General features: G+C 62.4%; 26 protein-coding genes. 15 read left to right on the top strand and 11 right to left on the bottom strand.

Going from position 1 to position 21840, the window contains the following annotated elements:
• Nucleotides 1–2: 2 nt before the first annotated feature.
• The 5 genes from rplS (at nucleotide 3) to JQ629_RS16400 (ending at nucleotide 4476) form a co-directional block, all read left to right on the top strand.
• Nucleotides 3–383 (top strand): 50S ribosomal protein L19, encoded by a 381-nt coding sequence (rplS, locus tag JQ629_RS16415; RefSeq protein WP_212389413.1) that lies wholly within the window; start codon nucleotides 3–5, stop codon nucleotides 381–383.
• 152 nt (nucleotides 384–535) lie between these two features.
• Nucleotides 536–670 carry a hypothetical protein gene (locus JQ629_RS37525; RefSeq protein ID WP_283815934.1) on the top strand — a complete coding sequence of 45 codons (135 nt, stop codon included), beginning with the start codon at nucleotides 536–538 and terminating at the stop codon, nucleotides 668–670.
• Between the two features lie 78 nt (nucleotides 671–748).
• A complete protein-coding gene (gene leuC / locus JQ629_RS16410) occupies nucleotides 749–2155 on the top strand; it encodes a 3-isopropylmalate dehydratase large subunit (protein WP_212413550.1) in 1407 nt (468 codons plus the stop codon).
• Between the two features lie 99 nt (nucleotides 2156–2254).
• Nucleotides 2255–2464, top strand: coding sequence for a hypothetical protein (locus tag JQ629_RS16405; protein ID WP_192739332.1), 210 nt, complete (start codon nucleotides 2255–2257; stop codon nucleotides 2462–2464).
• Between the two features lie 314 nt (nucleotides 2465–2778).
• Entirely contained in the window at nucleotides 2779–4476 is a 1698-nt protein-coding gene (locus tag JQ629_RS16400; protein ID WP_212413549.1) for a methyl-accepting chemotaxis protein, read from the top strand.
• A 149-nt stretch (nucleotides 4477–4625) separates the two neighbouring features.
• Here the strand turns inward: JQ629_RS16400 and JQ629_RS16395 are convergent, their stop codons facing one another.
• The 3 genes from JQ629_RS16395 to JQ629_RS16390 all read right to left on the bottom strand — a co-directional run bounded on the left by JQ629_RS16395 (nucleotide 4626) and on the right by JQ629_RS16390 (nucleotide 5983).
• On the bottom strand, nucleotides 4626–4937 hold the full coding sequence (locus JQ629_RS16395; RefSeq protein WP_249135095.1) for a hypothetical protein: 312 nt from the start codon (nucleotides 4935–4937) through the stop codon (nucleotides 4626–4628).
• Between the two features lie 108 nt (nucleotides 4938–5045).
• Nucleotides 5046–5177: a hypothetical protein gene (locus JQ629_RS37745; RefSeq protein WP_349631274.1), complete on the bottom strand. Its 132-nt coding sequence runs from the start codon at nucleotides 5175–5177 to the stop codon at nucleotides 5046–5048.
• Between the two features lie 479 nt (nucleotides 5178–5656).
• Nucleotides 5657–5983: a hypothetical protein gene (locus tag JQ629_RS16390; RefSeq protein WP_212413548.1), complete on the bottom strand. Its 327-nt coding sequence runs from the start codon at nucleotides 5981–5983 to the stop codon at nucleotides 5657–5659.
• Nucleotides 5984–6104: 121 nt separating this feature from the next.
• Here JQ629_RS16390 and JQ629_RS16385 point away from each other — a divergent pair, with 121 nt between their 5' ends.
• The 3 genes from JQ629_RS16385 to JQ629_RS16375 all read left to right on the top strand — a co-directional run bounded on the left by JQ629_RS16385 (nucleotide 6105) and on the right by JQ629_RS16375 (nucleotide 8024).
• Nucleotides 6105–6503 (top strand): metallopeptidase family protein, encoded by a 399-nt coding sequence (locus JQ629_RS16385; protein ID WP_212413547.1) that lies wholly within the window; start codon nucleotides 6105–6107, stop codon nucleotides 6501–6503.
• Between the two features lie 86 nt (nucleotides 6504–6589).
• Complete coding sequence (gene leuD, locus JQ629_RS16380; RefSeq protein ID WP_212267600.1) at nucleotides 6590–7195, top strand: 3-isopropylmalate dehydratase small subunit; 606 nt, start codon at nucleotides 6590–6592, stop codon at nucleotides 7193–7195.
• Nucleotides 7196–7238: 43 nt separating this feature from the next.
• Entirely contained in the window at nucleotides 7239–8024 is a 786-nt protein-coding gene (locus tag JQ629_RS16375; protein ID WP_212413546.1) for a glycosyltransferase family 32 protein, read from the top strand.
• A 169-nt stretch (nucleotides 8025–8193) separates the two neighbouring features.
• Here the strand turns inward: JQ629_RS16375 and JQ629_RS16370 are convergent, their stop codons facing one another.
• Nucleotides 8194–9072, bottom strand: coding sequence for an HpcH/HpaI aldolase/citrate lyase family protein (locus JQ629_RS16370; RefSeq protein WP_212413545.1), 879 nt, complete (start codon nucleotides 9070–9072; stop codon nucleotides 8194–8196).
• A 102-nt stretch (nucleotides 9073–9174) separates the two neighbouring features.
• Here JQ629_RS16370 and JQ629_RS16365 point away from each other — a divergent pair, with 102 nt between their 5' ends.
• The gene (locus JQ629_RS16365; protein ID WP_212413544.1) at nucleotides 9175–9828 is read left to right on the top strand and encodes a carbonic anhydrase; all 654 of its coding nucleotides are present in this window, start codon (nucleotides 9175–9177) and stop codon (nucleotides 9826–9828) included.
• 14 nt (nucleotides 9829–9842) lie between these two features.
• On the opposite strand, the gene JQ629_RS16360 is transcribed toward JQ629_RS16365, so the two are convergent.
• Nucleotides 9843–10877 carry an aspartate-semialdehyde dehydrogenase gene (locus JQ629_RS16360; RefSeq protein ID WP_192739342.1) on the bottom strand — a complete coding sequence of 345 codons (1035 nt, stop codon included), beginning with the start codon at nucleotides 10875–10877 and terminating at the stop codon, nucleotides 9843–9845.
• Nucleotides 10878–11006: 129 nt separating this feature from the next.
• On the opposite strand from JQ629_RS16360, the gene JQ629_RS16355 reads away from it, so the two are divergent.
• Nucleotides 11007–11855, top strand: a complete 849-nt coding sequence (locus JQ629_RS16355) for a hypothetical protein (RefSeq protein ID WP_212413543.1) — start codon at nucleotides 11007–11009, stop codon at nucleotides 11853–11855.
• A 172-nt stretch (nucleotides 11856–12027) separates the two neighbouring features.
• On the top strand, nucleotides 12028–12408 hold the full coding sequence (locus JQ629_RS16350) for a hypothetical protein (RefSeq protein ID WP_212413542.1): 381 nt from the start codon (nucleotides 12028–12030) through the stop codon (nucleotides 12406–12408).
• A gap of 159 nt (nucleotides 12409–12567) precedes the next feature.
• Here the strand turns inward: JQ629_RS16350 and leuB are convergent, their stop codons facing one another.
• Nucleotides 12568–13680: a 3-isopropylmalate dehydrogenase gene (gene leuB / locus JQ629_RS16345; protein ID WP_212413541.1), complete on the bottom strand. Its 1113-nt coding sequence runs from the start codon at nucleotides 13678–13680 to the stop codon at nucleotides 12568–12570.
• 208 nt (nucleotides 13681–13888) lie between these two features.
• On the opposite strand from leuB, the gene JQ629_RS16340 reads away from it, so the two are divergent.
• A complete protein-coding gene (locus JQ629_RS16340) occupies nucleotides 13889–14752 on the top strand; it encodes a DMT family transporter (RefSeq protein WP_212413540.1) in 864 nt (287 codons plus the stop codon).
• Between the two features lie 89 nt (nucleotides 14753–14841).
• A complete protein-coding gene (locus JQ629_RS16335; RefSeq protein WP_212413539.1) occupies nucleotides 14842–16029 on the top strand; it encodes a YbfB/YjiJ family MFS transporter in 1188 nt (395 codons plus the stop codon).
• 109 nt (nucleotides 16030–16138) lie between these two features.
• Here the strand turns inward: JQ629_RS16335 and JQ629_RS16330 are convergent, their stop codons facing one another.
• The 3 genes from JQ629_RS16330 to JQ629_RS16320 all read right to left on the bottom strand — a co-directional run bounded on the left by JQ629_RS16330 (nucleotide 16139) and on the right by JQ629_RS16320 (nucleotide 18320).
• Nucleotides 16139–16924, bottom strand: coding sequence for a molybdopterin-dependent oxidoreductase (locus tag JQ629_RS16330; RefSeq protein ID WP_212413538.1), 786 nt, complete (start codon nucleotides 16922–16924; stop codon nucleotides 16139–16141).
• Nucleotides 16925–16935: 11 nt separating this feature from the next.
• Nucleotides 16936–17586 carry a cytochrome b/b6 domain-containing protein gene (locus JQ629_RS16325; protein WP_212413537.1) on the bottom strand — a complete coding sequence of 217 codons (651 nt, stop codon included), beginning with the start codon at nucleotides 17584–17586 and terminating at the stop codon, nucleotides 16936–16938.
• 179 nt (nucleotides 17587–17765) lie between these two features.
• Complete coding sequence (locus tag JQ629_RS16320; RefSeq protein ID WP_212267574.1) at nucleotides 17766–18320, bottom strand: fasciclin domain-containing protein; 555 nt, start codon at nucleotides 18318–18320, stop codon at nucleotides 17766–17768.
• A 1161-nt stretch (nucleotides 18321–19481) separates the two neighbouring features.
• Here JQ629_RS16320 and JQ629_RS16315 point away from each other — a divergent pair.
• Nucleotides 19482–19724, top strand: a complete 243-nt coding sequence (locus tag JQ629_RS16315; protein WP_212413536.1) for a hypothetical protein — start codon at nucleotides 19482–19484, stop codon at nucleotides 19722–19724.
• A gap of 833 nt (nucleotides 19725–20557) precedes the next feature.
• Here the strand turns inward: JQ629_RS16315 and JQ629_RS16310 are convergent.
• The gene (locus tag JQ629_RS16310; RefSeq protein ID WP_212388503.1) at nucleotides 20558–20800 is read right to left on the bottom strand and encodes a hypothetical protein; all 243 of its coding nucleotides are present in this window, start codon (nucleotides 20798–20800) and stop codon (nucleotides 20558–20560) included.
• A gap of 485 nt (nucleotides 20801–21285) precedes the next feature.
• Here JQ629_RS16310 and JQ629_RS16305 point away from each other — a divergent pair, with 485 nt between their 5' ends.
• On the top strand, nucleotides 21286–21489 hold the full coding sequence (locus JQ629_RS16305) for a cold-shock protein (RefSeq protein WP_212269665.1): 204 nt from the start codon (nucleotides 21286–21288) through the stop codon (nucleotides 21487–21489).
• 15 nt (nucleotides 21490–21504) lie between these two features.
• Here the strand turns inward: JQ629_RS16305 and JQ629_RS16300 are convergent, their stop codons facing one another.
• Nucleotides 21505–21687 (bottom strand): hypothetical protein, encoded by a 183-nt coding sequence (locus tag JQ629_RS16300; RefSeq protein ID WP_212269666.1) that lies wholly within the window; start codon nucleotides 21685–21687, stop codon nucleotides 21505–21507.
• Nucleotides 21688–21840 lie beyond the last annotated feature (153 nt).

The following is a 21840-nucleotide window of genomic DNA, read 5'->3' as shown; positions in this document are numbered from 1 at the left end:
CAATGAACATCATTCAACAGCTCGAAAAAGAGCAATTCGACAAATTGGCCGCGACCAAGTCGATCCCCGAGTTCGGCCCCGGCGACACCGTGATCGTCAACGTCAAGGTGGTCGAAGGCGAGCGCACCCGCGTGCAGGCCTATGAAGGCGTCTGCATCGGCCGTTCCGGCGGCGGGCTCAATGAGAGCTTCACCGTTCGCAAGATTTCCTACGGCGAAGGCGTGGAACGCGTCTTCCCGGTGATGTCGCCGATGATCGACTCGATCAAGGTGGTGCGCCGCGGCAAGGTGCGTCGCGCCAAGCTGTATTACCTGCGCCAACTGCGCGGCAAGTCGGCCCGCATCGTCGAGAAGACCGAGCGCGCGGCCGCCGTCGGCGAGTAATTCGTCTCCTGCAGGGGGATGTGACCAAAAGCGCGGGGTTTTGCCCCGCGCTTTTTTGTTGGGGCTCTTCGTCATTGCGAGCCAACGGGTCGCAATGACGGTGGATATAAACGCATATCGCGCTTAGATACCTCATGTGCTATGAGGCTAGAATGGTTCCAGATCAAACCAGCTTTGCAGGCCGGCGCGTCGCACCCTTCGTGATCGACGACCGCTCGCGCCTGCCCGGCCGTTTCTTCGGACGCTTTGCGACCTCGGCGACGTCAGAGCTTAGCCGCGGCCTTTGATGCCGCGCTGACTGCCCGTTGCTTGCGCGCCTAACCGCGCTGACCGCTCACACAGAATCATTTTTGGAGCTTACGCTCATGTCCAACCCCACCACGCTGTACGACAAAATCTGGAACGACCATCTGGTGCACGAAGCCGATGACGGCACCTGCCTGCTCTATATCGACCGCCATCTGGTGCACGAGGTGACCTCGCCGCAGGCGTTCGAAGGCCTGCGCATGACCGGCCGCAAGGTTCGCGCGCCGGAGAAGACGCTGGCCGTGGTCGACCACAACATCCCGACCACCGATCGCTCGAAGCCGAATCCCGACCCTGAAAGCATCGAACAGATGCGGGTGATGGCCGACAATGCCAAGGAATTCGGCATCACGTATTTCAACGAGCACGACAAGCGCCAGGGCATCGTGCACGTGATCGGTCCCGAGCAGGGCTTTACGCTGCCCGGCACCACCATCGTCTGCGGCGACAGCCACACGTCAACGCATGGCGCGTTCGGCGCGCTGGCCCACGGCATCGGCACATCAGAGGTCGAGCACGTGCTGGCAACCCAGACGCTGATCCAGAAAAAAGCAAAAAACATGCGCGCGGTGGTCGACGGCAAATTGCCCGACGGCGTCACCGGCAAGGACATCATCCTGGCCATCATCGGCGAGATCGGTACCGCCGGCGGCACCGGCTACGTGCTGGAATATGCCGGCGACGCGATCCGCGCGCTGACGATGGAAGGCCGCATGACGGTCTGCAACATGTCGATCGAAGGCGGCGCCCGCGCCGGCCTGATCGCGCCGGATGAAAAGGCGTTCGAATTCCTCAAGGGCCGTCCGATGTCGCCGAAGGGCGAGGCGTGGGACGCCGCGATGCGCTACTGGGACACGCTGCGCTCGGACGAAGGCGCGCATTTCGACCACGAGATCCGGCTGGATGCGGCCAAGCTGCCGCCGATCGTGACCTGGGGCACCTCGCCCGAGGACGTGGTGTCGATCACGGGCATGGTGCCGGACCCCGACCAGATCGCCGATGAAGCCAAGCGGCTCTCAAAACATCGCGCGTTGAAATACATGGGCCTGACCGCGGGAACCAGGATCACCGACATCAAGCTCGACCGCGTGTTCATCGGCTCCTGCACCAACGGCCGTATCGAGGATTTGCGCGCGGCGGCGAAAGTCGCCGAAGGCAAAACCGTCAACGGTCATGTCAGCGCGATGATCGTGCCGGGCTCTGGCATCGTGAAGGAACAGGCGGAAGCCGAAGGCCTCGACAAGATCTTCATCAAGGCCGGCTTCGAATGGCGCGAGCCGGGCTGCTCGATGTGTCTGGCCATGAACCCCGACAAGCTGTCGCCGGAAGAGCGCTGCGCCTCGACCTCGAACCGCAATTTCGAGGGCCGGCAGGGCTTCAAGGGCCGCACCCATCTGGTGTCGCCGGCGATGGCGGCCGCGGCGGCGATCGCCGGGCATTTTGTTGATATCAGGGAGTGGCGTTAACGCGCGTTGCCTCAACATCGAGGCGTTCTGGCAAGGCCTCGTTAAGGCGCGGGGCGCAGACTGGCTGCTTGCGGGAATGGTCATCGCGAGGAGCCTGAAGTGGCCGATAAACCAGAATATGTCGATATGATCAGCGAGGCGACGCGCCAGAGCCGGCGCAACGTCTCGCGCATCGTCGATCTCGTCCCCGCCACACCCAAGGACACAAGGCGCCTCAGCAACTGGCCGCCCGAGCATTGGCGGGAATGGCGGCTGGAAGCGCTGACGCCGTGGAAGATCAAGCCCTGGAAGGGCAAGGACTGGGACTGAGCCTACGCGCTCATCACGCTATTCAAAAAAACAGGCGCCCCAGCGGGCGCCTGCTTTGTTTCAACTCACCCTGGCCAAAACGTTTGATGAAGCTCAGCCGCGCCTTGTCGGGAACTCGATCCGGCAGCGTCAACACTTTGCTAACGGCCGGCTGGTAAACTGACCCTTAACCAATCAGAAAATCGATAGCTGGCCTCGGATCCCCTCGTGTGGAGGGCTTGATCCGGCGTGGCGCCGTGCCGGCACGGGCGCGGTTCTCAGGCCGGTCGCAGTGGTTCGGCAGCAAGCAAATTTCACTCCAGAGAGATCCAGACATGATCGCCAGATTTCAAAACCTGCCCATTATTGCCAAGATCGCAGTGCCTGCCGCGATCGTCGCCCTTGTGGCGGTCGGGATCGTCGTGCAGGCCTCGATGGCCCTGAGCAACCTGTCCGCGACGGCGGCGAGCCTCGTCGACGGCAACGCGATGCGGGTGCAATACAGTCTGCAGGCCGAAAGCCATTTCAACAGCGCCGCGGTGAGCGAGAAGAACGTCATTCTCTCCGGCACGGACAGCAAGGCGATCAGCCGGAACGTCGAGTCCTACGGCAAGGCCACCGATGCCACGCTGGAGGCGATCGATCGTCTGGCGACCGTCACCACCGCTCCCGAACAGCGCCAGTTGATCGACACCATGCGAACCGCAGTCAAGGACCGCCGGGTCGCCAGCGCCAAGGTGTTCGAACTGGCGGCCGCCGGCAAGATGGAGGAAGCATTCGCCTATTCGGTCAACGTCGCGGCCAAGCATCGCCAGACCGCGATCGCGGCGGTGGGACAACTCATCACCATTAATACGGACGCCATGCGCGCCGCGCGCGACGCGAGCGTCGCCAGCGCCGAATACACCCGTTTCTTGCTCGTGGTCGGGGCGATTGTCGGCCTGCTGCTGGCCTTTACTATCCTCGGCTGGATCGCGTTCGGCCAGATCGCCCAGCCATTGCGGCGCATGACGCTTGAAATGACCAAGCTTGCCGGGGGCGATCTCGATATTTCGATCGTCGGTGCCGGCCGCACCGACGAGGTTGGCGGTCTCGCCAAGTCGCTCACCGTCTTCAAGGAAAATGCGATGACGGCGCGACGCCTCGAAGCCGAACAGCGCGAGGAGCAGATCCGCAAGGAAGCCCGGCAGCGCGCCATCGAAGGTTACATCGCGACCTTCGACGTCCAGGTCTCCGAAGCTTTGCAAACGCTGACCGCGGCGTCGGCCGAGATGCACGCCACCGCCGGCAGCATGACGGCAACGGCGGAGGAAACCAGCCGGCAGGCCACCGCTGTCGCCAACGCCTCCGACGTCGCCTCCGCGAACGTGCAGACGGTTGCCGTGGCGACCGAGGAACTGCATGCCTCGATCAGCGAAATCTCGCGCCAGGTGGCGCAGGCGTCCCAGACCGCCAACCTTGCGGTCGCCGAGACCGACCGCACCAACAAGACCGTCGAGGGGTTGGCCGAAGCGGCACAGAAAATCGGCGAAGTCATTTCGCTGATCCAGAACATCGCGTCGCAGACCAACCTGCTGGCGCTCAATGCCACGATCGAAGCGGCGCGCGCCGGCGAGTCCGGCAAGGGCTTTGCCGTCGTCGCCACCGAGGTGAAGGCGCTTGCCACCCAGACCGCCAAGGCAACCGAGGATATTTCAGCCCAGATCGCCGCGATCCAGCAGGAGACCGGCAACGCCGTGACGGCCATCAAGACGATCGGGACGACGATCGCCCAGATGAACGAAATCGCCACGGCGATCGCTGCCGCGGTCGAGCAGCAGAGCGCTGCCACCCGCGACATTGCGCAGAACATCCAGGAAGTTTCGAAGGGAACGACCGAGGTATCTTCGAACGTCGGCAGCGTCAACGACGCCGCCAACGAGACCGGCGCCGCGGCGTCGGAAGTGCTGACGGCGGCTGACGACCTCAGCCATCAGTCGGAGAAGCTGCGCGCCGACGTCAACACTTTCCTCGATCTCATTCGCGCCGCCTGATCGCTATCACACCGTAGGGTTAGCAAAGGCGCGCAAGCGCCGTGCCCACCATCTATTCTTAGTGGTGGGCACGCGGAGTTCATCATCGGGCGCGCATTCGCGCGACCGGGTGGCTTTGCCCATCCTACGGAGCGCGATGGCCTCGCCCGTTACCAATACGGCCCGAAGCCGAAGCCGAACGTGAACGGCGCCGGTGCGTAATAGGGATATGGCCGGTAGTAATTGGGCCGCGCGTAGTAGCGGGGTCCGTAATACGGCCGGTAGTATGGGCGAGCATACGGCCGATAATAGCCGTAACCATAATGGCGCCGATAGCGCTGCGCGCTGAAGTCGGTCGCACCTGATGTGCCGGCGGTTTGTTGCTTCATTTGCGGCGATGCCGCGGCCGCCGAGTTGACCGCCGCCGGGCCGGCAAACACCAGAGCGCCCGCGACTGCAGCCGCTCCGATCAAGGTCTTCATGACGATCTACCTCTTCTGATTCAGGATCATCAAATAACAGGCAGCAATCGCGCCCGTTTCGTGGCAGTAAACTTGAAGTGAAAACAGACCCGCGATGAACGGGCCTGTTCACTTCACATACGCAAAGCCGCGATCACCAGCGGCGATGATGATGATGATGATGCCGACGGTGGTGATGATGACGATGCCAACGATGATGGCGATGCCGCCATCCCGCCTCTGTCGTCTCAGGCCTGACATCCTCCTGGACGGCCGCGGCAGCGCCGGGATTGCTGAGCGACAACGCGTTAGCGCGCTCGGTCGGAGCGGCTATAACGAGCATGGCGCCAACGGCGGCAAGCCCCAGAACTTTCGTCATTTGCATGTGTAGTCTCCTTGGTCCTCCAGCGATGAGCTTACGCTCACGCGGGGATGTCACGTCCGTGGCGGACGGTTTTCGACAAGCATGCCGCATCGCCACGACGCAGTTCACAGATTTAAGCTGATGACGTGAATGCGAACTGAATGACTCCGCCACGAAAATGACTCCGCGATGAAGATGCGGCGTGTTCACGCAAACGGCGATGGCCGTCCTCGTCTATCGCTTGTCGGCGATTGTGGTCTGCGTGAACTTGATCGGCGCGGTACGCCGGCGCTAGAGTCTTTTTCCGTTCCGATTGAATCGGAACGGGGACACGTTTTCTTGACGCGAACCGGTGTCCACTTCGCTGGAAAACGCTTTAGCCGGGCCGCCAGTAGCAGTTCATGCGCGGCGTGATGACGGCGCCGCTCGGCCGGTATTCCTGCACATAGGTTGCCGTGCAGCTGCGCACCGCATTCGGCCCCGGATTGTAGCGCGGATAGACATCGGGTTCCCACTGCTCCTGCCGGTAGATCGGCACGCGGCGGAGCGGCCGCCGGCGTTGTGCGGACGCGTCGGTGACAGCCGGCTTCGGCGCCTGTGCGGTGCGTATCCCAGACGGTGCCGTCTGAGCCTGTGCGCCGACATCCGGCAACAAGAATCCGGTCAAAATCGCCACTACCGCCGCCGCCGCAATCCGTTTCATTCCGCCCACCCAAAGCCTGTTATCGGGCCGCACGGTCTCCGATTGCCGCGCCAAGGTCAACCTTTGCGGTGGTATTCAAAATGAGTAGGCGCGCCGGTGGAACACGCGCTAAACAGACGCGATGTGGAAGGAAGCAAAAGCACCGTCGCTCGCCGAAATGGAAGCCATGGCGCATGAGGTCTTCGAGCGCCTGCCAAAGGGCTTTCGAACCCTGTGCGAGGGCGTGATCATCCGCGTCGACGATTTCCCGACCGACGAGGTCCTCGACGAAATGCAGGCGCAAACCGAGTTCGACCTGCTCGGGCTGTTCCAGGGCGTCGGCCTGCCGCAGCAAAGCAATAACGACGTCGGCCGCCTGCCCAACATGATCTGGCTCTACCGGCGGCCGATCCTGGACTACTGGGCCGAGCATGAGGAATCCCTCGGCCATATCGTCCGGCACGTGCTGATTCACGAAATCGGCCACCATTTCGGTCTGTCGGATGCCGATATGGAGGCTATTGAAGCCCAGACAGGGTAGGATTGCGCAAATTGGCCTTTTGCCGGGGGCGATTTCGCGATAAATTACCGCCCTATCCCTTCATTTTCAGCCGGGAAGTACGTTCGATGGACAAGTTCACCACACTGGAAGGCGTTGCCGCGCCCCTGAAGATCATCAATGTCGACACCGACATGATCATTCCGAAGCAGTATCTGAAGACCATCAAGCGTACCGGCCTTGGCAAGGGCCTGTTCTCCGAACAGCGCTACAAGGATGACGGCAGCGAGAATCCGGACTTCATCCTCAACAAGCCCGCCTACCGCAATTCCAAGGTGCTGGTCGCCGGCGACAATTTCGGCTGCGGCTCGAGCCGCGAGCACGCGCCGTGGGCGCTGTTGGATTTCGGGATCCGCTGCGTGATCTCGACCTCGTTCGGCGACATCTTCTACAACAACTGCTTCAAGAACGGCATCCTGCCGATCCGCGTCACCCAGGACGACCTCGACAAACTGTTCGACGACGCCGAACGCGGCGCCAACGCGACGCTGACAATCGATCTCGCGGCCCAGGAAATCCGCGGCCCCGACGGTGGCACCGTGAAGTTCGAGATCGACCCGTTCCGCAAGCATTGCCTGCTCAACGGTCTGGACGACATTGGCCTGACGATGGAGAAAAAGGCTTCCATCGATACCTACGAGGCCAAGGCCACAAAAGAGCGCGCCTGGGCCTGATCGCGGGTCGCTGCCCTCGCTCGACAATAGTGAGGCGACGCCGATGCGGCCTGACGTCGTCACCTTCTGGCATGGCCCGCTCGATGCGCTCCGGCTGACCTGCCTGCGATCGCAGGTCGCAGCGGGCCACAAGGTCACCGTTTACAGTTTCGACCCGCTTGCCGGCCTGCCTGACGGCGTCGGCAATGCCGAGGCCGAAGCGATCCTGCCGCATTCCTTTTCCGAGCGGCTTCGTCCACCGCAGCCCGACGGCAGCTGGCGCGACTGGACCATCCTGCAATTCAGCGATTTCTTCCGCATGCGGTTGATGGCGGAGAAGGCCGGGCTTTGGCTCGACGCGGATGTCCTGCTGCTGAAGCCGGTCGAGATCGATCCCGCAAAACCCTATTTCGCCTGGGAACGGCCGCGCCAGCTCGGCAATTCGGTTTTGTATCTGCCCCCTAGCGATCCCATCGTCACGGCGTTCGAGAATCTGATGGCCCAGGACGAACTGACGCCGGACTGGCTGGCACTGCGCCATCGCCTGACCTTCATGCTGCGGCAACTGCGCGGCGGATCGAACCGCCTCTCGGATATTCGCGTGGCGATCTTCGGTCCGGCCGCGCTCACCGCGCTCGCGCGCCGCGGAGGCGAATTGCAGCACGCATTGCCGAAGCAATCATTCTATGCGGTCCATGCCGAACCGAAACTGTTTTTCGAACAGACCGATTTTTCGGCGCTGCTCGCCGATCCCGCGATTATCGGCCTGCATATTTCTCCGAAAGGCCGCGGCAGCCAGAAGCCGATTCCCGGCAGTCTCTACGCCTGGGCGACGGATAGGTTTGGTTGATCCCGTCGTCCCGGTATTGAGCCGGGACCCCTACGCCGCGGCCGTAGTAATTGCAGGCAGTGTATGTCGGCTTTTTTCTACCGATAGATCACGCGGTATGGGTCCCCCGATGCGCAATTGCGCATCTGAGCTCAAGGCCGGGACGACGTGGACTGTGATGTGAAGGTCTCTAATGCCCCATCGCCGCGATCGCATCCGCAATCGCAATCGTCCGCTTGGCCATGTCGGCGTGCAGCCGTTCCACCATGCGGCCGTCGAGCTGGATCGCGCCGCGCGAAGCGTTCTCGGGCTGCTGGAACGCCGCGATGATCTTGCGGGCTTCCGCGACTTCCTCCGCCGGCGGCGTGAAGATCGCGTTGCAGGCCTCGATATGGCTCGGATGGATCAGCGTCTTGCCGTCGAACCCGAGATCGCGGCCCTGCGCGCATTCGACGGCAAAGCCATCGACGTTAGCAATATCGCCGTAGGGCCCATCGAGGATCTCGAGACCATGCGCGCGCGTCGCCAGGATGCAATGCGTAATCATCGGGATCATCGCGGCGCGGCCCGGCTGCATGCGGATCCGCGTCTCCCGCGAAATGTCGTTCGGCCCGAAAACGAAGCCCGCGAGACGCGTTTCCGAATCCTTCGACGCCGCGGCGAGCTTGTCCGCGTCCAGCACCGCGCGCGAAGTCTCGATCATGGCCCAGACCCGGATCGAGGTATCCGCGCCGATGTCGCTGAGGCGATTGGCGATGGCGTTGAGATCCGCGACGCTGGAAATCTTGGGAACCAGGATACCGTCGGGCCGCGCCTTGCCGGCCATGGTGACGTCGTCGATCCACCACGGCGTATCCAGGCTGTTGACCCGGATCAGCACCTCGCGCTTGCCGAACCCGCCAGCCGCGATCGCCTTGGCGATCTGGTCACGGGCCAGCGCCTTGGCGTCCGGCGCCACCGAATCCTCAAGGTCGAGGATGATACCGTCGGCGGCAAGGTTGCGCGCCTTTTCCAGCGCCCGCGCGTTCGATCCCGGCATGAACAACAGGCTGCGGCGCGGACGGATCATGGGCAGGTTTCCTATGGGGCTTTTTGTACCCCACGCGATATCATTTCAAACGAGCCGCCGAAAGCCTTGTTCCTGTCATCGGTCTATGGTTAGGCAAGGGCCATGACCGCATTTCCGCAACATCTGATCGACGGCTACCGGACCTTCACCTCGCAGCGACTGCCTACAGAACAGTCACGCTACCGGGAACTGTCCGAGCGTGGCCAGTCGCCCGCTGTCATGGTGATCGGCTGCTGCGATTCCCGCGTTTCGCCGGAGGTCATTTTCGATGCCGGCCCGGGCGAACTGTTCGTGGTCCGCAACGTGGCCAATCTGGTGCCGGTCTATCAGCCCGACGGCGGCGCCCACGGCGTATCCGCGGCGCTGGAATACGCGGTAAATGTTTTGCGCATCAAGCACGTCGTGGTGCTCGGCCATGCGCAATGTGGCGGCATCCGCGCCTTCATCGACAAAATCGAACCCCTGTCGCCCGGCGATTTCATCGGGCGATGGATGCAGATGTTCATCAAGCCGGGCGAAGTCGTCGAGCAGCGTGACCGCGAGTCGATGCAGGAATTTACGGTGCGGATCGAGAAGGCGGCGGTGTTTCGCAGCCTCGAGAATCTAATGACGTTTCCGTTCGTCCGCACCTTGGTCGAACGCGGCGAGATGAGTTTGCACGGCGCCTATTTCGGCGTCGCTGAAGGCTCCCTGTTCGTGCTCGATCCGGCGGCGAAGGAATTCCACGCCGTCAGCGAGATGCAGGGCAGCATCTAAAGGCTACGCGGCCTTTATGCTGCTTTCTTCTTGGCGCTGATCAGCTTGCGGTTGATCAGGCACTCGGCGATCTGCACCGCGTTCAGCGCCGCACCCTTGCGCAGATTATCGGAAACGCACCACAGCGACAGCCCGTTCTCGACGGTCGCGTCCTCGCGGATGCGGCTGATATAGGTCGCGTCTTCGCCGGCGGCTTCATAAGGCGTGACGTAACCGCCAGGCTCGTGCTTGTCGATCACGAGGCACCCCGGCGCATTGCGCAGGATGTTGCGCGCTTCATCGGCAGTGATCGGATTCTCGAACTCGATGTTGACGGCTTCCGAATGGCCGACGAACACCGGCACGCGCACGCAAGTGGCGGTCAGCCTGATTTTGGGATCAAGAATCTTCTTGGTCTCCATCATCATCTTCCACTCTTCCTTGGTGTAGCCGTCCTCCATGAACACGTCGATCTCGGGGATGACGTTGAAGGCGATACGCTTGGGGAATTTCTTGTTGATCAGTTCGCTGTTGGTGTAGACGGCCTTGGTCTGCGAAAACAGCTCATCCATCGCATCCTTGCCGGCGCCCGACACCGACTGATAGGTCGCGACCACGACGCGCTTGATGGTGGCCTTGTCGTGCAGCGGCTTCAGCGCCACCACGAGCTGCGCGGTCGAGCAGTTCGGATTGGCGATGATGTTCTTCTTGGTGAAGCCGGTCACGGCGTCGGCGTTCACTTCGGGCACGATCAGCGGCACGTCCGGATCCATCCGCCAGGCCGACGAATTGTCGATCACGACAGCGCCGGCGGCGCCGATCTTGGGCGACCATTCCTTCGACACCGCACCGCCCGCCGACATCAGGCAGATGTCGATATCGGAGAAATCGTAGTGCTCGAGCGCTTTGCACTTCAGGGTACGGTCGCCATACGAAACTTCCACGCCAACGCTGCGGCGTGACGCCAGCGCCACCACCTCGTCCGCGGGGAATTTGCGTTCGTCGAGAATGTTGAGCATTTCCCGCCCGACATTGCCGGTCGCTCCGACCAGCGCGACTTTGTAACCCATCGTTCACTCTCCGACGAAAAATGCCGTCCCCCCGCCCGCGGCGGAAAGGGAAGAGGCAGCGCTTCTATGCGAGAAACACCCTCAAGACAACGTTTGCAAGAACGTTTGACCGTTGCGTTTGGGCGTTTGATGCAGTCCTTTTCGGCCGAACCGGCCAAGTCCCATTACAAGTCCCATTATACGACGAGAATCCATCCGGCGCTGGCCAGCTTTGCGGACGAGTTCTGCGGTACGCTGGCTCGCCTGGTTGCGTATGTAATGACCCTGGCTCTGCTCGCCATGGGCGGCATGGCGTTGTGGGAACAATTGCCCGATGCCGCGGCGATGGCCCCCTCAGCCAGGGAAGCCTCATTGAAGGATGCCGCATTGAAGGATGCCTGGAGCCTGGTCGACCGCTCGTCGCGCGCTCTTGCCGTCAGCCAGTTTGATCCGCACGATAAAACAGAGGCTTACGAGATTTTTCGGCATCCGCAGGGCGGCCGCCGGGATGTCTTCCGGTGGCGCGGCGCCGACAAAAAGCCGGTCGCCGAACTCGAGATCTATCGCCCGGGCGGCGAACTCAGCCATGCCGGCCCCGCGATCGCGGAGATCGCCGCCCGAATGGACCCGGGCGGCCTGCGCGAGCTGGAAGCCGCGGGCCTGATCGACAGCAAGTTCGGCACGGTGACCCTGCTGCGCCTGATCGGCGGCGCTGAGGCGTCCCGCGGCTGCCTCGGATTCATGAAGCGCGTCAGCGACTCCAATTTACGTATCTCCGGCTGGTCGTGCCAGGGCGACAATTTGCCGGCCCGCCGCACCGCGATCTCCTGCATGCTGAACCGGCTGACCCTGCTGAGCACCGGAAACGACCCGAAACTGGCGGAATTGTTCGCGCGCGCCGAACTCAGGCGCGCGGACTGCGCGACATCAGCCGCGCCGGCCCTGTCGGCGGATTGGCTGACCGGCGGAGACAACCCGCAATTGCGCGGCGCCTTCTAATTGCCATACCGCGCCAAGATACTGGTTTTCATGAAACTTTTTCGCCAGTGCCGGCATTATTATGGTCCGGTGTGGCGCAATTGACCTAGTGACGCCCACCCTGCCGCGGCTACAATGAGCGCCAACCCGATTTGGTGATCGGCCCCAAGGGGCTGACAATGACGAGGATGCGATGACCCCCAAATTCCCTGCTGCGAGCAAGCTCGTGGTGATGCTTGCTGCAGCCGCCCTCGTTGCGGTCGCCGCGACCGAAGCCAGCGCCCAGTCCAACCAGCGCTACGACAAGGATGGCCGCCCCCACTACGGACGCAATGGCCCCAACCGGGTCTACCAGCAGGGCCCGAATACCCGCGTTTACGTCACGACGCGCTCCTGGCTCGACGCCGGCACCGAAGTCTTGCCGGGCGACCGCAAATTCCAGGATTACGCGTTTCCGCCGGATCTCGGCTACCCGTCATTCGCGCGCGAGAACCTCAATCGCCCGATCGACCGTCAGCCGCTCAACCCGCCGTCGGACATGGGTGGCTATCCGCAGCGCTTCCCGCTGTATTGAACCAAAGCCAACAGTGTCGTCCCGGCCCTGAGCCGGGACCCATACGCCGCGGCCCGTCGATCTACTAAAGCTGCTCGACGACTCTCTTCGCCATCATAACCGACTGTGGTTATGGGTCCCGGCTCAAGGCCGGGACGACGATGCGGAGAGTCCTTCGGCTTACGCGTGCAGCTTCTGCAATTCCTTCAAAATCGCATCGCCCATCTGCGTGGTGCTGGCCGCCGTCGTTCCCTCGGACTTGATATCCGCGGTGCGCAGACCGCTGGCGAGCACGGCAGCGATCGCCGCATCGACCTTGTCGGCGAGCGCGCCCATGTCGAACGAATAGCGCAGCGCCATGCCGAACGAGGAAATCATCGCGATCGGATTGGCGAGACCTTTGCCTGCGATATCGGGCGCCGAGCCGTGCACCGGCTCGAACAGCGAACGGCGCTTCTTGGTCTTGGCGTCGATCTCGCCAAGCGAGGCCGAGGGCAGCATGCCGAGCGAGCCCGTCAGCATCGCCGCGATATCCGACAGCATGTCGCCGAACAGATTGTCTGTCACGATGACGTCGAACGCCTTCGGCGCCTTGACGAGGTTCATGCCGCCGGAATCGGCGAGCTGATGCTCCAGCGTCACGTCCTTGTATTCGCGGGCGTGCACCTGCGTCACCACCTCGTTCCAGAGCACGCCTGACTTCATGACGTTGCGCTTTTCCATCGAGGTCAGCTTGTTGCGGCGTTTCCGCGCGAGATCGAAGGCGACCCGGGCGATGCGCTCGATCTCGTAGGTGTCATAGACCTGGGTGTCGACGGCACGCTTCTGGCCGTTGCCGAGATCGGTGATGGTCTTCGGCTCGCCGAAATAGACCCCGCCGGTCAGTTCGCGCACGATCATGATGTCGAGGCCTTCGACGATCTCGCGCTTCAGGCTGGAGGCGTCCGCCAGCGCCGGATAACACACCGCCGGGCGCAGATTGGCGAACAGGCCGAGATCCTTGCGCAGGCGCAACAGGCCGGCTTCGGGCCGCACGTCATAGGGCACGGCGTCCCATTTCGGACCGCCGACCGCGCCGAAGATCACGGCATCGGCCGCTGTGGCCTTGGCCATGTCGCCCTCGCTGATCGAGACCTTGTGAGCGTCATAGGCGGAACCGCCGACCAGCCCCTGCTCGGTCTCGAAACGGGCAATGCCTTGCGCGTTGAGCCAGTCGATCAGGCGTTGCACCTCGCCCATCACTTCGGGGCCGATGCCGTCGCCAGGGAGAAGCAGCAGTTTATGGGTCGCCATGATCAGTTACCTCGGAGCTTGTTTGGTTGTCATTGCCGGGCTTGACCCGGCAATCCAGCTTCTTTGAAGGCGATGGATGCCCGGGTCGAGCCCGGGCATGACAGCGGAGGAATTCCGCGGGAGTGCTAAAACGCCCGGGGCGGATTGGCAAGGCGGCTTGGACAGGCCACAAAGGCGGCTCGAGCAAGCCCGCCTCAAGACGGACCTCATGACCCCTGCCATCCTGTTCGCCTTTGCCTCGGCCGCCTTTCTGGGCGCGGGCGTCGTGACGGCGCAATTCGGGCTGCGAACGGTCGAACCGCTGTCCGGGGCCGCGATCAGCGTACCCTCGTTCACGCTGTTGTTCCTGCTGGTCTCGCCCCTGCTGCTGGCCGGCGAGCCCGTGGTCTGGCGGGCCCTGCCGATCTTCGCCGCGATCGGGCTGGTATTTCCGGCGATGCTGACCCTGCTGACCTTTGCCTCCAACAGCGCGCTGGGACCGGTCGTCACCTCGACCCTCGGCAATCTGGCGCCGTTGTTCGCGGTCGCGCTCGCCGTCGTCCTCCTGCATGAGCCGCTCCACCAGCTGCAATTCGCCGGCCTCGTGATCGCGGTCGCCGGCGCCGTGATCATCACCGTCACCCGCCCCCGCGATCTCGGCGACTGGCGAAGCTGGGCCCTGCTGCTGCCGCTCGCGAGCGCGTTGCTGCGCGGCGTGGTGCCGCCGATCGTCAAGCTTGGGCTCGAAATCTGGCCAAGCCCGCTCTGGGCCTGCCTGATCGGCTATGTCGTGTCGTCCTTCGTGGTGCTGACCGTACAGCGCGTCCGCAAGGGGAGCTTCGTCGTGACAGCGCCATGGCCGGGCCGGTTCTGGTTCGCCATGACCGGCATCTGCAACGGCCTCAGCCTGCTGTCGCTGTTCACCGCCTTGCGCAACGGCCCGATCACGCTGGTCGCACCTGTCGTCGCGATCTATCCGCTCGTCACATTGCTGCTCAGCGCAATGGTGCTGCACCATGTACGGATCACACCGCGCATCGTCGCCGGCGCGGTGCTGACGGTTGCCGGCGTGGCGCTGGTGCTGATCGGCTGACGTTGCGCAAACGGCACGACACCATTGCTCCCTGCGCGGCTGTGCAACGGTCGCCTGGCCTGCCAGAATGACCGTTGCCGGAGATTTTTGTGAGAGCCCCTAACCCTCCCCCGTCCTACGCGCATCCCGCGTGGTTGATCCTCATCGTGTCGCTTGCGCCGACGATCGGTCTTGGAATCGGCCGCTTCGCCTATGCCCTGGTGCTTCCGGACATGCGCGACGCGCTGGGCTGGTCCTATTCCGCGGCCGGCTTCATGAACACGATCAACGCCGTCGGATATCTCGCGGGCGCGCTGCTCGCCTCGCGCATGATCCGGCGGTTTGGGCTGACGCGAACGGTGCGCTGGGGAACACTCGCTGCCGTCATCTCGCTGGCGCTCTGCGCCGTCTCCGGCAATTTTTTCGTGCTGAGCTTTGCCCGGCTGCTGGCGGGCATCGGAGCCGCGGGCGGATTCGTCGGCGGCGCGGCGCTGGCCGCCACGATCGCGCAGACGCGCCCCGAGCGCGCCAATTTTCTGCTCAGCCTGTTTTACGCCGGGCCCGGGCTCGGCATCCTCTCGTCAGGACTGATCGCGCCGTTCGTGCTGCAAGGTTTCGGGCCGGGATCGTGGTGGATCGTGTGGTGGGCGATGACACTGCTCTCCGCCCTTCTGATCATGCCGCTGCTGCTGGCGCCGCTGGGCGGTGGCGCTGATATCGACAGCGCGGCACCGGCCAGATTCTCGGTCGGACCGGTGCTGGCCTATCTGGTCGGCTACTTCCTGTTCGGCGCCGGCTACATCGCCTACATGACCTTCATGATCGCCTATGTCCGCGATGGCGGCGGCGGCGCGGCGGCGCAGAGCCTGTTCTGGAGCCTGATCGGGATGAGTGCGTTCGCAACGCCCTGGGTATGGCGGCGGGTGCTGGCGCTGGATCGCGGCGGCCTCACCACCGCAATTATCTTGGGCGTCAACGCGATCGGCGCGGCGCTGCCGATCTTCGGGCACTCGCCGCTGTTGCTGGCGATCTCGGCGCTGGTATTCGGCGTCGCGTTCTTCGCGGTGGTGGGATCGACCACCGCCTTCGTGCGCTTCAACTATCCGCCGTCCGCCTGGCCGATGGGGATTGCGGCGATGACCATTTCGTTCGGCATCGGCCAGACGCTCGGGCCGATCGTGGTCGGCGCGATCACCGACGCGGTGGGCAGTCTTTCGTTCGCGCTCAACGTTTCCGCGGCGATGCTGGCGACCGGTGCGGTCTTGTGCGCGTTTCAGAGGAAGTTGCAGCCAAAATAATGCGCCGTCATTCCGGCGCTCGCGAAGCGAGAGCCCGGAATCCATCGCGAGGCTGCCCCTGCTGCCAAATGGATTCCGGGCCTGCGCTTCGCGCATCCCGGAATGACAATCAACTCCCGCTGAACGAATTATATCCCTGGTCTTCCCAGAAGCCGCCCTTGTAGTCGTTGGTGACTTCCATCGAGAGCACGTATTTCGGATTCTTGAAGCCGAGCTTTGTGGGCACGCGAATCTTCATCGGAAAGCCATAGGCGCGCGGCAGGATCTCGTCGCCGAATTTGAACGTCATCTGGGTCTGTGCATGCAGCGCGCTGCGCATGTCGAGCGGCGAATTGTAGCCGTCCTTGTCGGCGCACTGGAACCAGACAAATTTGGCGCGCGTGTCGGCGCCGACGATTTTCAGGAAATCGCGCAGCGGCGTGCCGGTCCAGCTGCCGATCGCGCTCCAGCCCTCGACGCAGATGTGGCGCGTGACCTGCTTGACCTGCGGCAGCTTGTACAATTCCTCGAGCGTCCACGACTTCTTGTTCTCGACCAGGCCCCGCACCTCGAGCTTCCAGTCCTTGGCCTCGATCTCGGGGGCCTCGTCGAGGCTGTAATAGGCGTTGAACGGGAACGGCTTGGTGATCGCGCTTTCCGGGAAGGTCGGCGCCATCGCATCGGGATTGAACATCCAGGCCTGCACGCCGTCATTGAACTTCGAGACCTGCTTCAGCATTTCCTCGGCCGAGAATTGGTCCGTCACGTCGCAGCCGGTGAGCAGCGTCAGCGCGCCGAGGCTGGCGCCGCCGGAGATGAAGCGCCGGCGCGTCAGGTCCGGCATCGTCTTGACGGCGTCCTTGAGCAGCAGGCTCTTGTCGACGCCCGGGATCAGAAGGTTGCGCAAGCGGCCCATAGTCATTCTCCTCAACGGCCGATGATCATCGCGCGAAGACTCTTCGGCACCAGCAGTGCAAGCACGACATGCACCACCATGAAGGCGACGATCGCGGCCATGCAGAAGAAGTGGACGTAACGGGCGGCCTCGTAGCCGCCGAACATTGCCGTCAGATATTGCAGCTGCACCGGCTTCCAGATCGCCAGCCCCGACAGCACGATCAGGATGCCGACCACGATGATGCCGGCATAGAGCAGCTTCTGCACGTAATTGTACTTGGTCAGATCCTCGTGAGACAGCTTGCCGGTGAGCGCCGCCTTGGTATCGGCAAGCACGCCCTCCGGCGTGATCGGCAGCAGCTTCTTGCGGAAGCGGCCGGTGGCGAGCCCCAAAGCGAGGTAGATCAGGCCGTTGACCATCAACAGCCACATCGCGGCAAAGTGCCAGAGCAGCGCGCCGCCGAGCCAGCCGCCCAGCGTGATACTGTCCGAAAAGGTGAAGTCGAACAGCGGGGAGGCGTTGTAGATCTTCCATCCCGACATGATCATCAGGACCATCGCAAAGGCGTTGGTCCAGTGCAGGGCCCGCACCCAGGCCGGCTGAATGACCTTGGCCGAGGTCGCCGCCTTGGCAGTCTCCTTGGCGCTGGCTTGCTCTTCGCTGGCTGCAATGCTCGACATGGCCTGTTCCGTCGTTGCAATGGGTTACCGGTTTATACGCCGGGAACCGGGTTTTCGTTACTGCCCTGATGCGACCAGATCGACGCATGGGGCTTATCGAGTTCACGAAAAAGCGAGCCGGGTCGCCCCGGCTCGCCCATCCACGCATCCTGTTGGGACTAATCAGGCGTGCGCGGAGATCACGAAGCCGGCATCAGCACGGTGTCGACCACATGGATCACGCCGTTGGACTGATTGACGTTCGAGATCGTGACCATCGAGGTTCCGCCCTTGGCGTCGACGATCCAGACCTTGCTGCCGTCGAGCTTCACCGTCAGCTGTTCGCCTTCGGCGGTCTTGAGTTTCATGCCGTCCTTGAGGTCGGCTGCGGCGAGCCTGCCCGGCACGACATGGTAGGTCAGGATCTTGGTCAGGGTCGCCTTGTTCTCAGGCTTCACCAGCGTGTCGACGGTGCCGGCGGGCAGCTTGCCGAAGGCGGCGTTGGTCGGCGCGAACACCGTGAACGGGCCTTTGCTTTCCAGGGTTTCGACCAGACCGGCGGCCTTCACGGCGGCGACCAGCGTGGTGTGGTCCTTGGAGTTGACGGCGTTCTGGACGATGTTCTTCGAGGGGAACATCGCGGCGCCGCCGACCATCACGGTCTTTTCTTCCGCGCTGGCCGGCGCTGACATGGAGGCGGTGAGCGCGAGCACGCTGAAGGCGGCGGCGGTCAGATAAGCGATACGGTTCGACATGGATCTTCTCCCGATGATTGAGGTCTCCGGCGGGGGGCCGCCGGTGCTGAGAACAACGACGCTGGTCGATTGACCGTGTTCGTCGTCGTTGGCCGAGCTACGGGAGGTTTTTCGGGCAGTTTCGGCGGATAATTTATCGTGATGTTTGAAACTTTCGGGAGGGTGGTTCGTGGGGTCTCTCTCAACTCCGTCACCCTGAGGTGCGCGCCCTTGCGCGCCTCGAAGGGCGACGGCCCAGCTGTGGCCGATTCATCCTTCGAGGCTCGCTGCGCTCGCACCTCAGGATGACGGAGATACAGTTTCGCGATCCCGCGGCATGAAGAGCCCGAGGTTTGCAGAGAACTTTCGCCCTCTCAATTCAGAGGGCGCAGGGAATGCCGGATGCGCGCTGCACCCGCGGTCCCGTGTGCGAATAGTGCAAAAAAGCTGCACACGAGCATACAGGGCAGCGGAGAACATCCGACATTCCCTGCGCAGTGGCTTTACGGCTTATGACGCGCTCTCCCCGGTGAGACGGCCTCTATTGCCACCGTCACCCCTCGGAAGCGTTGGCTTCCTCAGAGCTTGACGCCGTTACGGGCGCCAGGACCACACGCTTTCGCCGTACGCTTTTGCTGCGACCGTCAATCGCAACATCAGCGTCCACCGCATCCCCGCCCCTCGTCATGACGACGGCCGACGCCCCTCTGAGTGGGACGGGATGGCTATTGATGTGCAGGTGATTTGGGGTGGAAGGGAAGTGAAATATTTTTGATTTTCGGAAATTTTGGACTTGACACGACTTCCGAATATCGGAACTGATTTGCCCCGGCTCCGCCAAGGCTGCGCCGGGCGCGGCCGTCGGGTTGATTTGTCGCACGCGGCTGGCGAAGCAGCGGGCAAGTGGTGCGGCCTCAGCGCAAACGACCTAAGTGCCACGGTATGGCCGGTGTTGGATGGAAGCCGGAAGTAGTCGACGTAGGGTCAAACCGCCGCGAATGACCTGCAACGGACATCTAGGACTTTGCTACAAGCAACTCGAAGCCAGCCCCTATCAACGCATTCAGTTGACCTGATACGATGGCTCGCTGGGGGTTGACATGCAGCGGGGGGAATTTTCTTGGTTTCTTGGGTGCGGCGGTCGTGTGGCCGCACGCCATGCACGCACAGGAGGCTCCTAGAGTGAAGAAGACATTTGTTGCCTTCATCGCGGTCGCAACGATCGCCGGCTTGCTCGCCGCCACGCCCGTAAGCGCACAGCGTGGCAGCGCCGCAGGCGTCGTGGCTCCGGGCCGCTACTATGAGTCCGGCCCTTACGGCTCAGGTCGCGGGCCATACGACTATTTTGGCAGCTGCGAATGGGTGCAACAGCGTCTCTATGACGGCTATGGCTGGCGGGTCCGCCGGGTGCGAGTCTGCGGCTGATCCCTTTGGAGCTAGTCGAGAAACGGGCATTACTGCGGCGCATGAGTCCGGTTGTGGCGGCACCTTTGAGACGTGCCCGCCTATCCTGAGAATGTCCGTTCACCGGGGTAGACCGGAAGTCGCCGTGGTCCGGTCAAACGACGCGAATGACCCATACCGGACCTCGCAACACCTTAGGCGAAGTCGAGCCTGACGATGATCACTCCCAGATTGATCTTGACCCATGTCAAATAGCGGAGTGGGTGGCATCTAATCTGCGACACATGTGCCGTGCCCCGGGCCCCGATTTTCGGCGGATTTTGGAGAATGTCCAGGGGTTAGGCTAGTGGAGCTTATGCTTAACCTTTGTCGGGAGCTTTTCCTTGAGCCAACCGCGCATTTGATTTGGCTCGATAGACCGCTCGGGTTTGCATCTCCTGGCAGAAACGCGATGCCCCTTCCTGTAGAGATCGCCCGCCACCTTCTTAGCATCGTGCTCGTCACGGCATTCAATCGTCAGCCCGCCATACGTTATTACCCACTTAGCCGATGGCTTAGGTGTAGCCGATGGCTCGGGGGCATCGCGGTCACCCCGCCCAATCAATCTCGCAAACTCAGCATCAGCTTCTTCTCGCGACAGCCGAATGAGCTCACGATCATCCCTAGTCGCGGGACCGCGCTTCAGCCGGTCCCACACCATCCAAGTCCCGGCTAAAACGCCCCTTCTTAGGAGGTAACGCTCCATAGCACGCTCTAAAGTGGCCCGTTTATCTCCACGACCCGCGACACCGACTATGACTGGTCCAATCCGCTGATCAGCAAGACGGCCAAAAGCTTTCGGACATGATCCTTCTTCATCGATGGCACGGGGTGGTCTGGCTGGAAGGTGCGGGCTGCTCCTCCTGCTTCCACCGCGCCGCAAGCTGCTTGATCTGCTCGAAATCGAGGGTCGACTGTGCCAGGGCGCCTTTTCGGACGATTATCGCCGCCGCATCGCGCTCTTCGGGGGGCAACATCATCCCTCGCGCCACTGCGGAACGAAGTTTCATGATGCCGTGATTGGCCAGGGCAACAAGCTCTTCCGGGTCTAAGGCCATTTTCCATGCCTACCCTTAGGCTGGCCGTAAGCCAGCACACGCGCCACCGGGTGCTCCAATTTCCAGGGTAGATTAGCGTTGGTTAATCTCAAGCTGCCCATTTGTATGGCATCACAAAGGACGTGATCGGCCAGATGTTTGAGCACCCTGTAAGCTCGGGCTGGCTTTCGCGCGCTGGAACTCTCCACCTTTGCCGTCACGCAGCAGGCCAAGATGCTGCGGGACTTCAAGGTCCTCTACTACAAGCGCCGGCACGACGAGAGGCAGCCGTCATGAAGCGCCGGCGCCGATCGATCTGGAAGCGCAACCGGCGGCGGCTGGCCTCACACGCGCGAAGGCTCAGACGGTAATGATTTCGTAACGCCTAGGGCAAGGCCGTCGCAAAATCGTCATAGCGCCCGCTTTTTGCCACCAACGTGCCACCAGCTTGGCCAACGAATCGCGCGTGTTTGAATCCCACGTTTTCATTAGCGGGAGATACTGAAGTGGCGATAGGGACAGTGAAGTGGTTCAATGCAACCAAAGGGTACGGGTTTATCCAACCCGACGACGGCGGCAAGGATGTTTTCGTCCACATTTCAGCTGTTGAGAAAGCCGGCCTGAGCAGCCTCAATGAGGGTGCCAAGGTGAGTTATGAAGAAATGAGCAACCGGGGCAAAACGTCCGCGGAAAATCTAAGAGTCGGGTGAATCAAGCCCGCTGGTTCACAACGGCGGGCTTTGTTCTGGCGAATTTTGCGCAGACCCACGTGATTGACGGCTGCGTTCGCTATGTTCGGTCATTGCTTTCACCGCCTCGTTTTCGTCGGCGCAAAAAGCAATGCTCTGCCTATCCGCAAACACGAGCCATTGATGATGGCCAACTTCCGTGATGACGTATTCGGTCATTCCGGCCCCCATAAGCGAGTAGTTACATCTTAGGACAGCAGCCTTGCTGTTTTGTTAACCAAGATCCATCACGATCCTCGTGACCTTCTGGTGGTCACGCTTGGGTTAAGGCCGTCGCTCAGCCAACCCAGCGGCGGCAGGCGGCCTCCGCCA

This window comes from Bradyrhizobium sp. AUGA SZCCT0222, assembly GCF_018130205.1.
GTDB lineage: Bacteria > Pseudomonadota > Alphaproteobacteria > Rhizobiales > Xanthobacteraceae > Bradyrhizobium.
This window is presented reverse-complemented; position numbering and strand designations above follow the sequence as displayed.

Coding starts and splice junctions, on each gene's coding strand:
- rplS (WP_212389413.1), top strand. CDS start 3: ATGAACATCATTCAACAGCTCGAAAAAGAGCAATTCGACAAATTGGCC.
- JQ629_RS37525 (WP_283815934.1), top strand. CDS start 536: ATGGTTCCAGATCAAACCAGCTTTGCAGGCCGGCGCGTCGCACCCTTC.
- leuC (WP_212413550.1), top strand. CDS start 749: ATGTCCAACCCCACCACGCTGTACGACAAAATCTGGAACGACCATCTG.
- JQ629_RS16400 (WP_212413549.1), top strand. CDS start 2,779: ATGATCGCCAGATTTCAAAACCTGCCCATTATTGCCAAGATCGCAGTG.
- JQ629_RS16395 (WP_249135095.1), bottom strand. CDS start 4,937: ATGAAGACCTTGATCGGAGCGGCTGCAGTCGCGGGCGCTCTGGTGTTT.
- JQ629_RS37745 (WP_349631274.1), bottom strand. CDS start 5,177: ATGTCAGGCCTGAGACGACAGAGGCGGGATGGCGGCATCGCCATCATC.
- JQ629_RS16390 (WP_212413548.1), bottom strand. CDS start 5,983: ATGAAACGGATTGCGGCGGCGGCGGTAGTGGCGATTTTGACCGGATTC.
- JQ629_RS16385 (WP_212413547.1), top strand. CDS start 6,105: ATGTGGAAGGAAGCAAAAGCACCGTCGCTCGCCGAAATGGAAGCCATG.
- leuD (WP_212267600.1), top strand. CDS start 6,590: ATGGACAAGTTCACCACACTGGAAGGCGTTGCCGCGCCCCTGAAGATC.
- JQ629_RS16375 (WP_212413546.1), top strand. CDS start 7,239: ATGCGGCCTGACGTCGTCACCTTCTGGCATGGCCCGCTCGATGCGCTC.
- JQ629_RS16370 (WP_212413545.1), bottom strand. CDS start 9,072: ATGATCCGTCCGCGCCGCAGCCTGTTGTTCATGCCGGGATCGAACGCG.
- JQ629_RS16365 (WP_212413544.1), top strand. CDS start 9,175: ATGACCGCATTTCCGCAACATCTGATCGACGGCTACCGGACCTTCACC.
- JQ629_RS16360 (WP_192739342.1), bottom strand. CDS start 10,877: ATGGGTTACAAAGTCGCGCTGGTCGGAGCGACCGGCAATGTCGGGCGG.
- JQ629_RS16355 (WP_212413543.1), top strand. CDS start 11,007: ATGCAGTCCTTTTCGGCCGAACCGGCCAAGTCCCATTACAAGTCCCAT.
- JQ629_RS16350 (WP_212413542.1), top strand. CDS start 12,028: ATGACCCCCAAATTCCCTGCTGCGAGCAAGCTCGTGGTGATGCTTGCT.
- leuB (WP_212413541.1), bottom strand. CDS start 13,680: ATGGCGACCCATAAACTGCTGCTTCTCCCTGGCGACGGCATCGGCCCC.
- JQ629_RS16340 (WP_212413540.1), top strand. CDS start 13,889: ATGACCCCTGCCATCCTGTTCGCCTTTGCCTCGGCCGCCTTTCTGGGC.
- JQ629_RS16330 (WP_212413538.1), bottom strand. CDS start 16,924: ATGGGCCGCTTGCGCAACCTTCTGATCCCGGGCGTCGACAAGAGCCTG.
- JQ629_RS16325 (WP_212413537.1), bottom strand. CDS start 17,586: ATGTCGAGCATTGCAGCCAGCGAAGAGCAAGCCAGCGCCAAGGAGACT.
- JQ629_RS16320 (WP_212267574.1), bottom strand. CDS start 18,320: ATGTCGAACCGTATCGCTTATCTGACCGCCGCCGCCTTCAGCGTGCTC.
- JQ629_RS16310 (WP_212388503.1), bottom strand. CDS start 20,800: ATGGCCTTAGACCCGGAAGAGCTTGTTGCCCTGGCCAATCACGGCATC.
- JQ629_RS16300 (WP_212269666.1), bottom strand. CDS start 21,687: ATGACCGAATACGTCATCACGGAAGTTGGCCATCATCAATGGCTCGTG.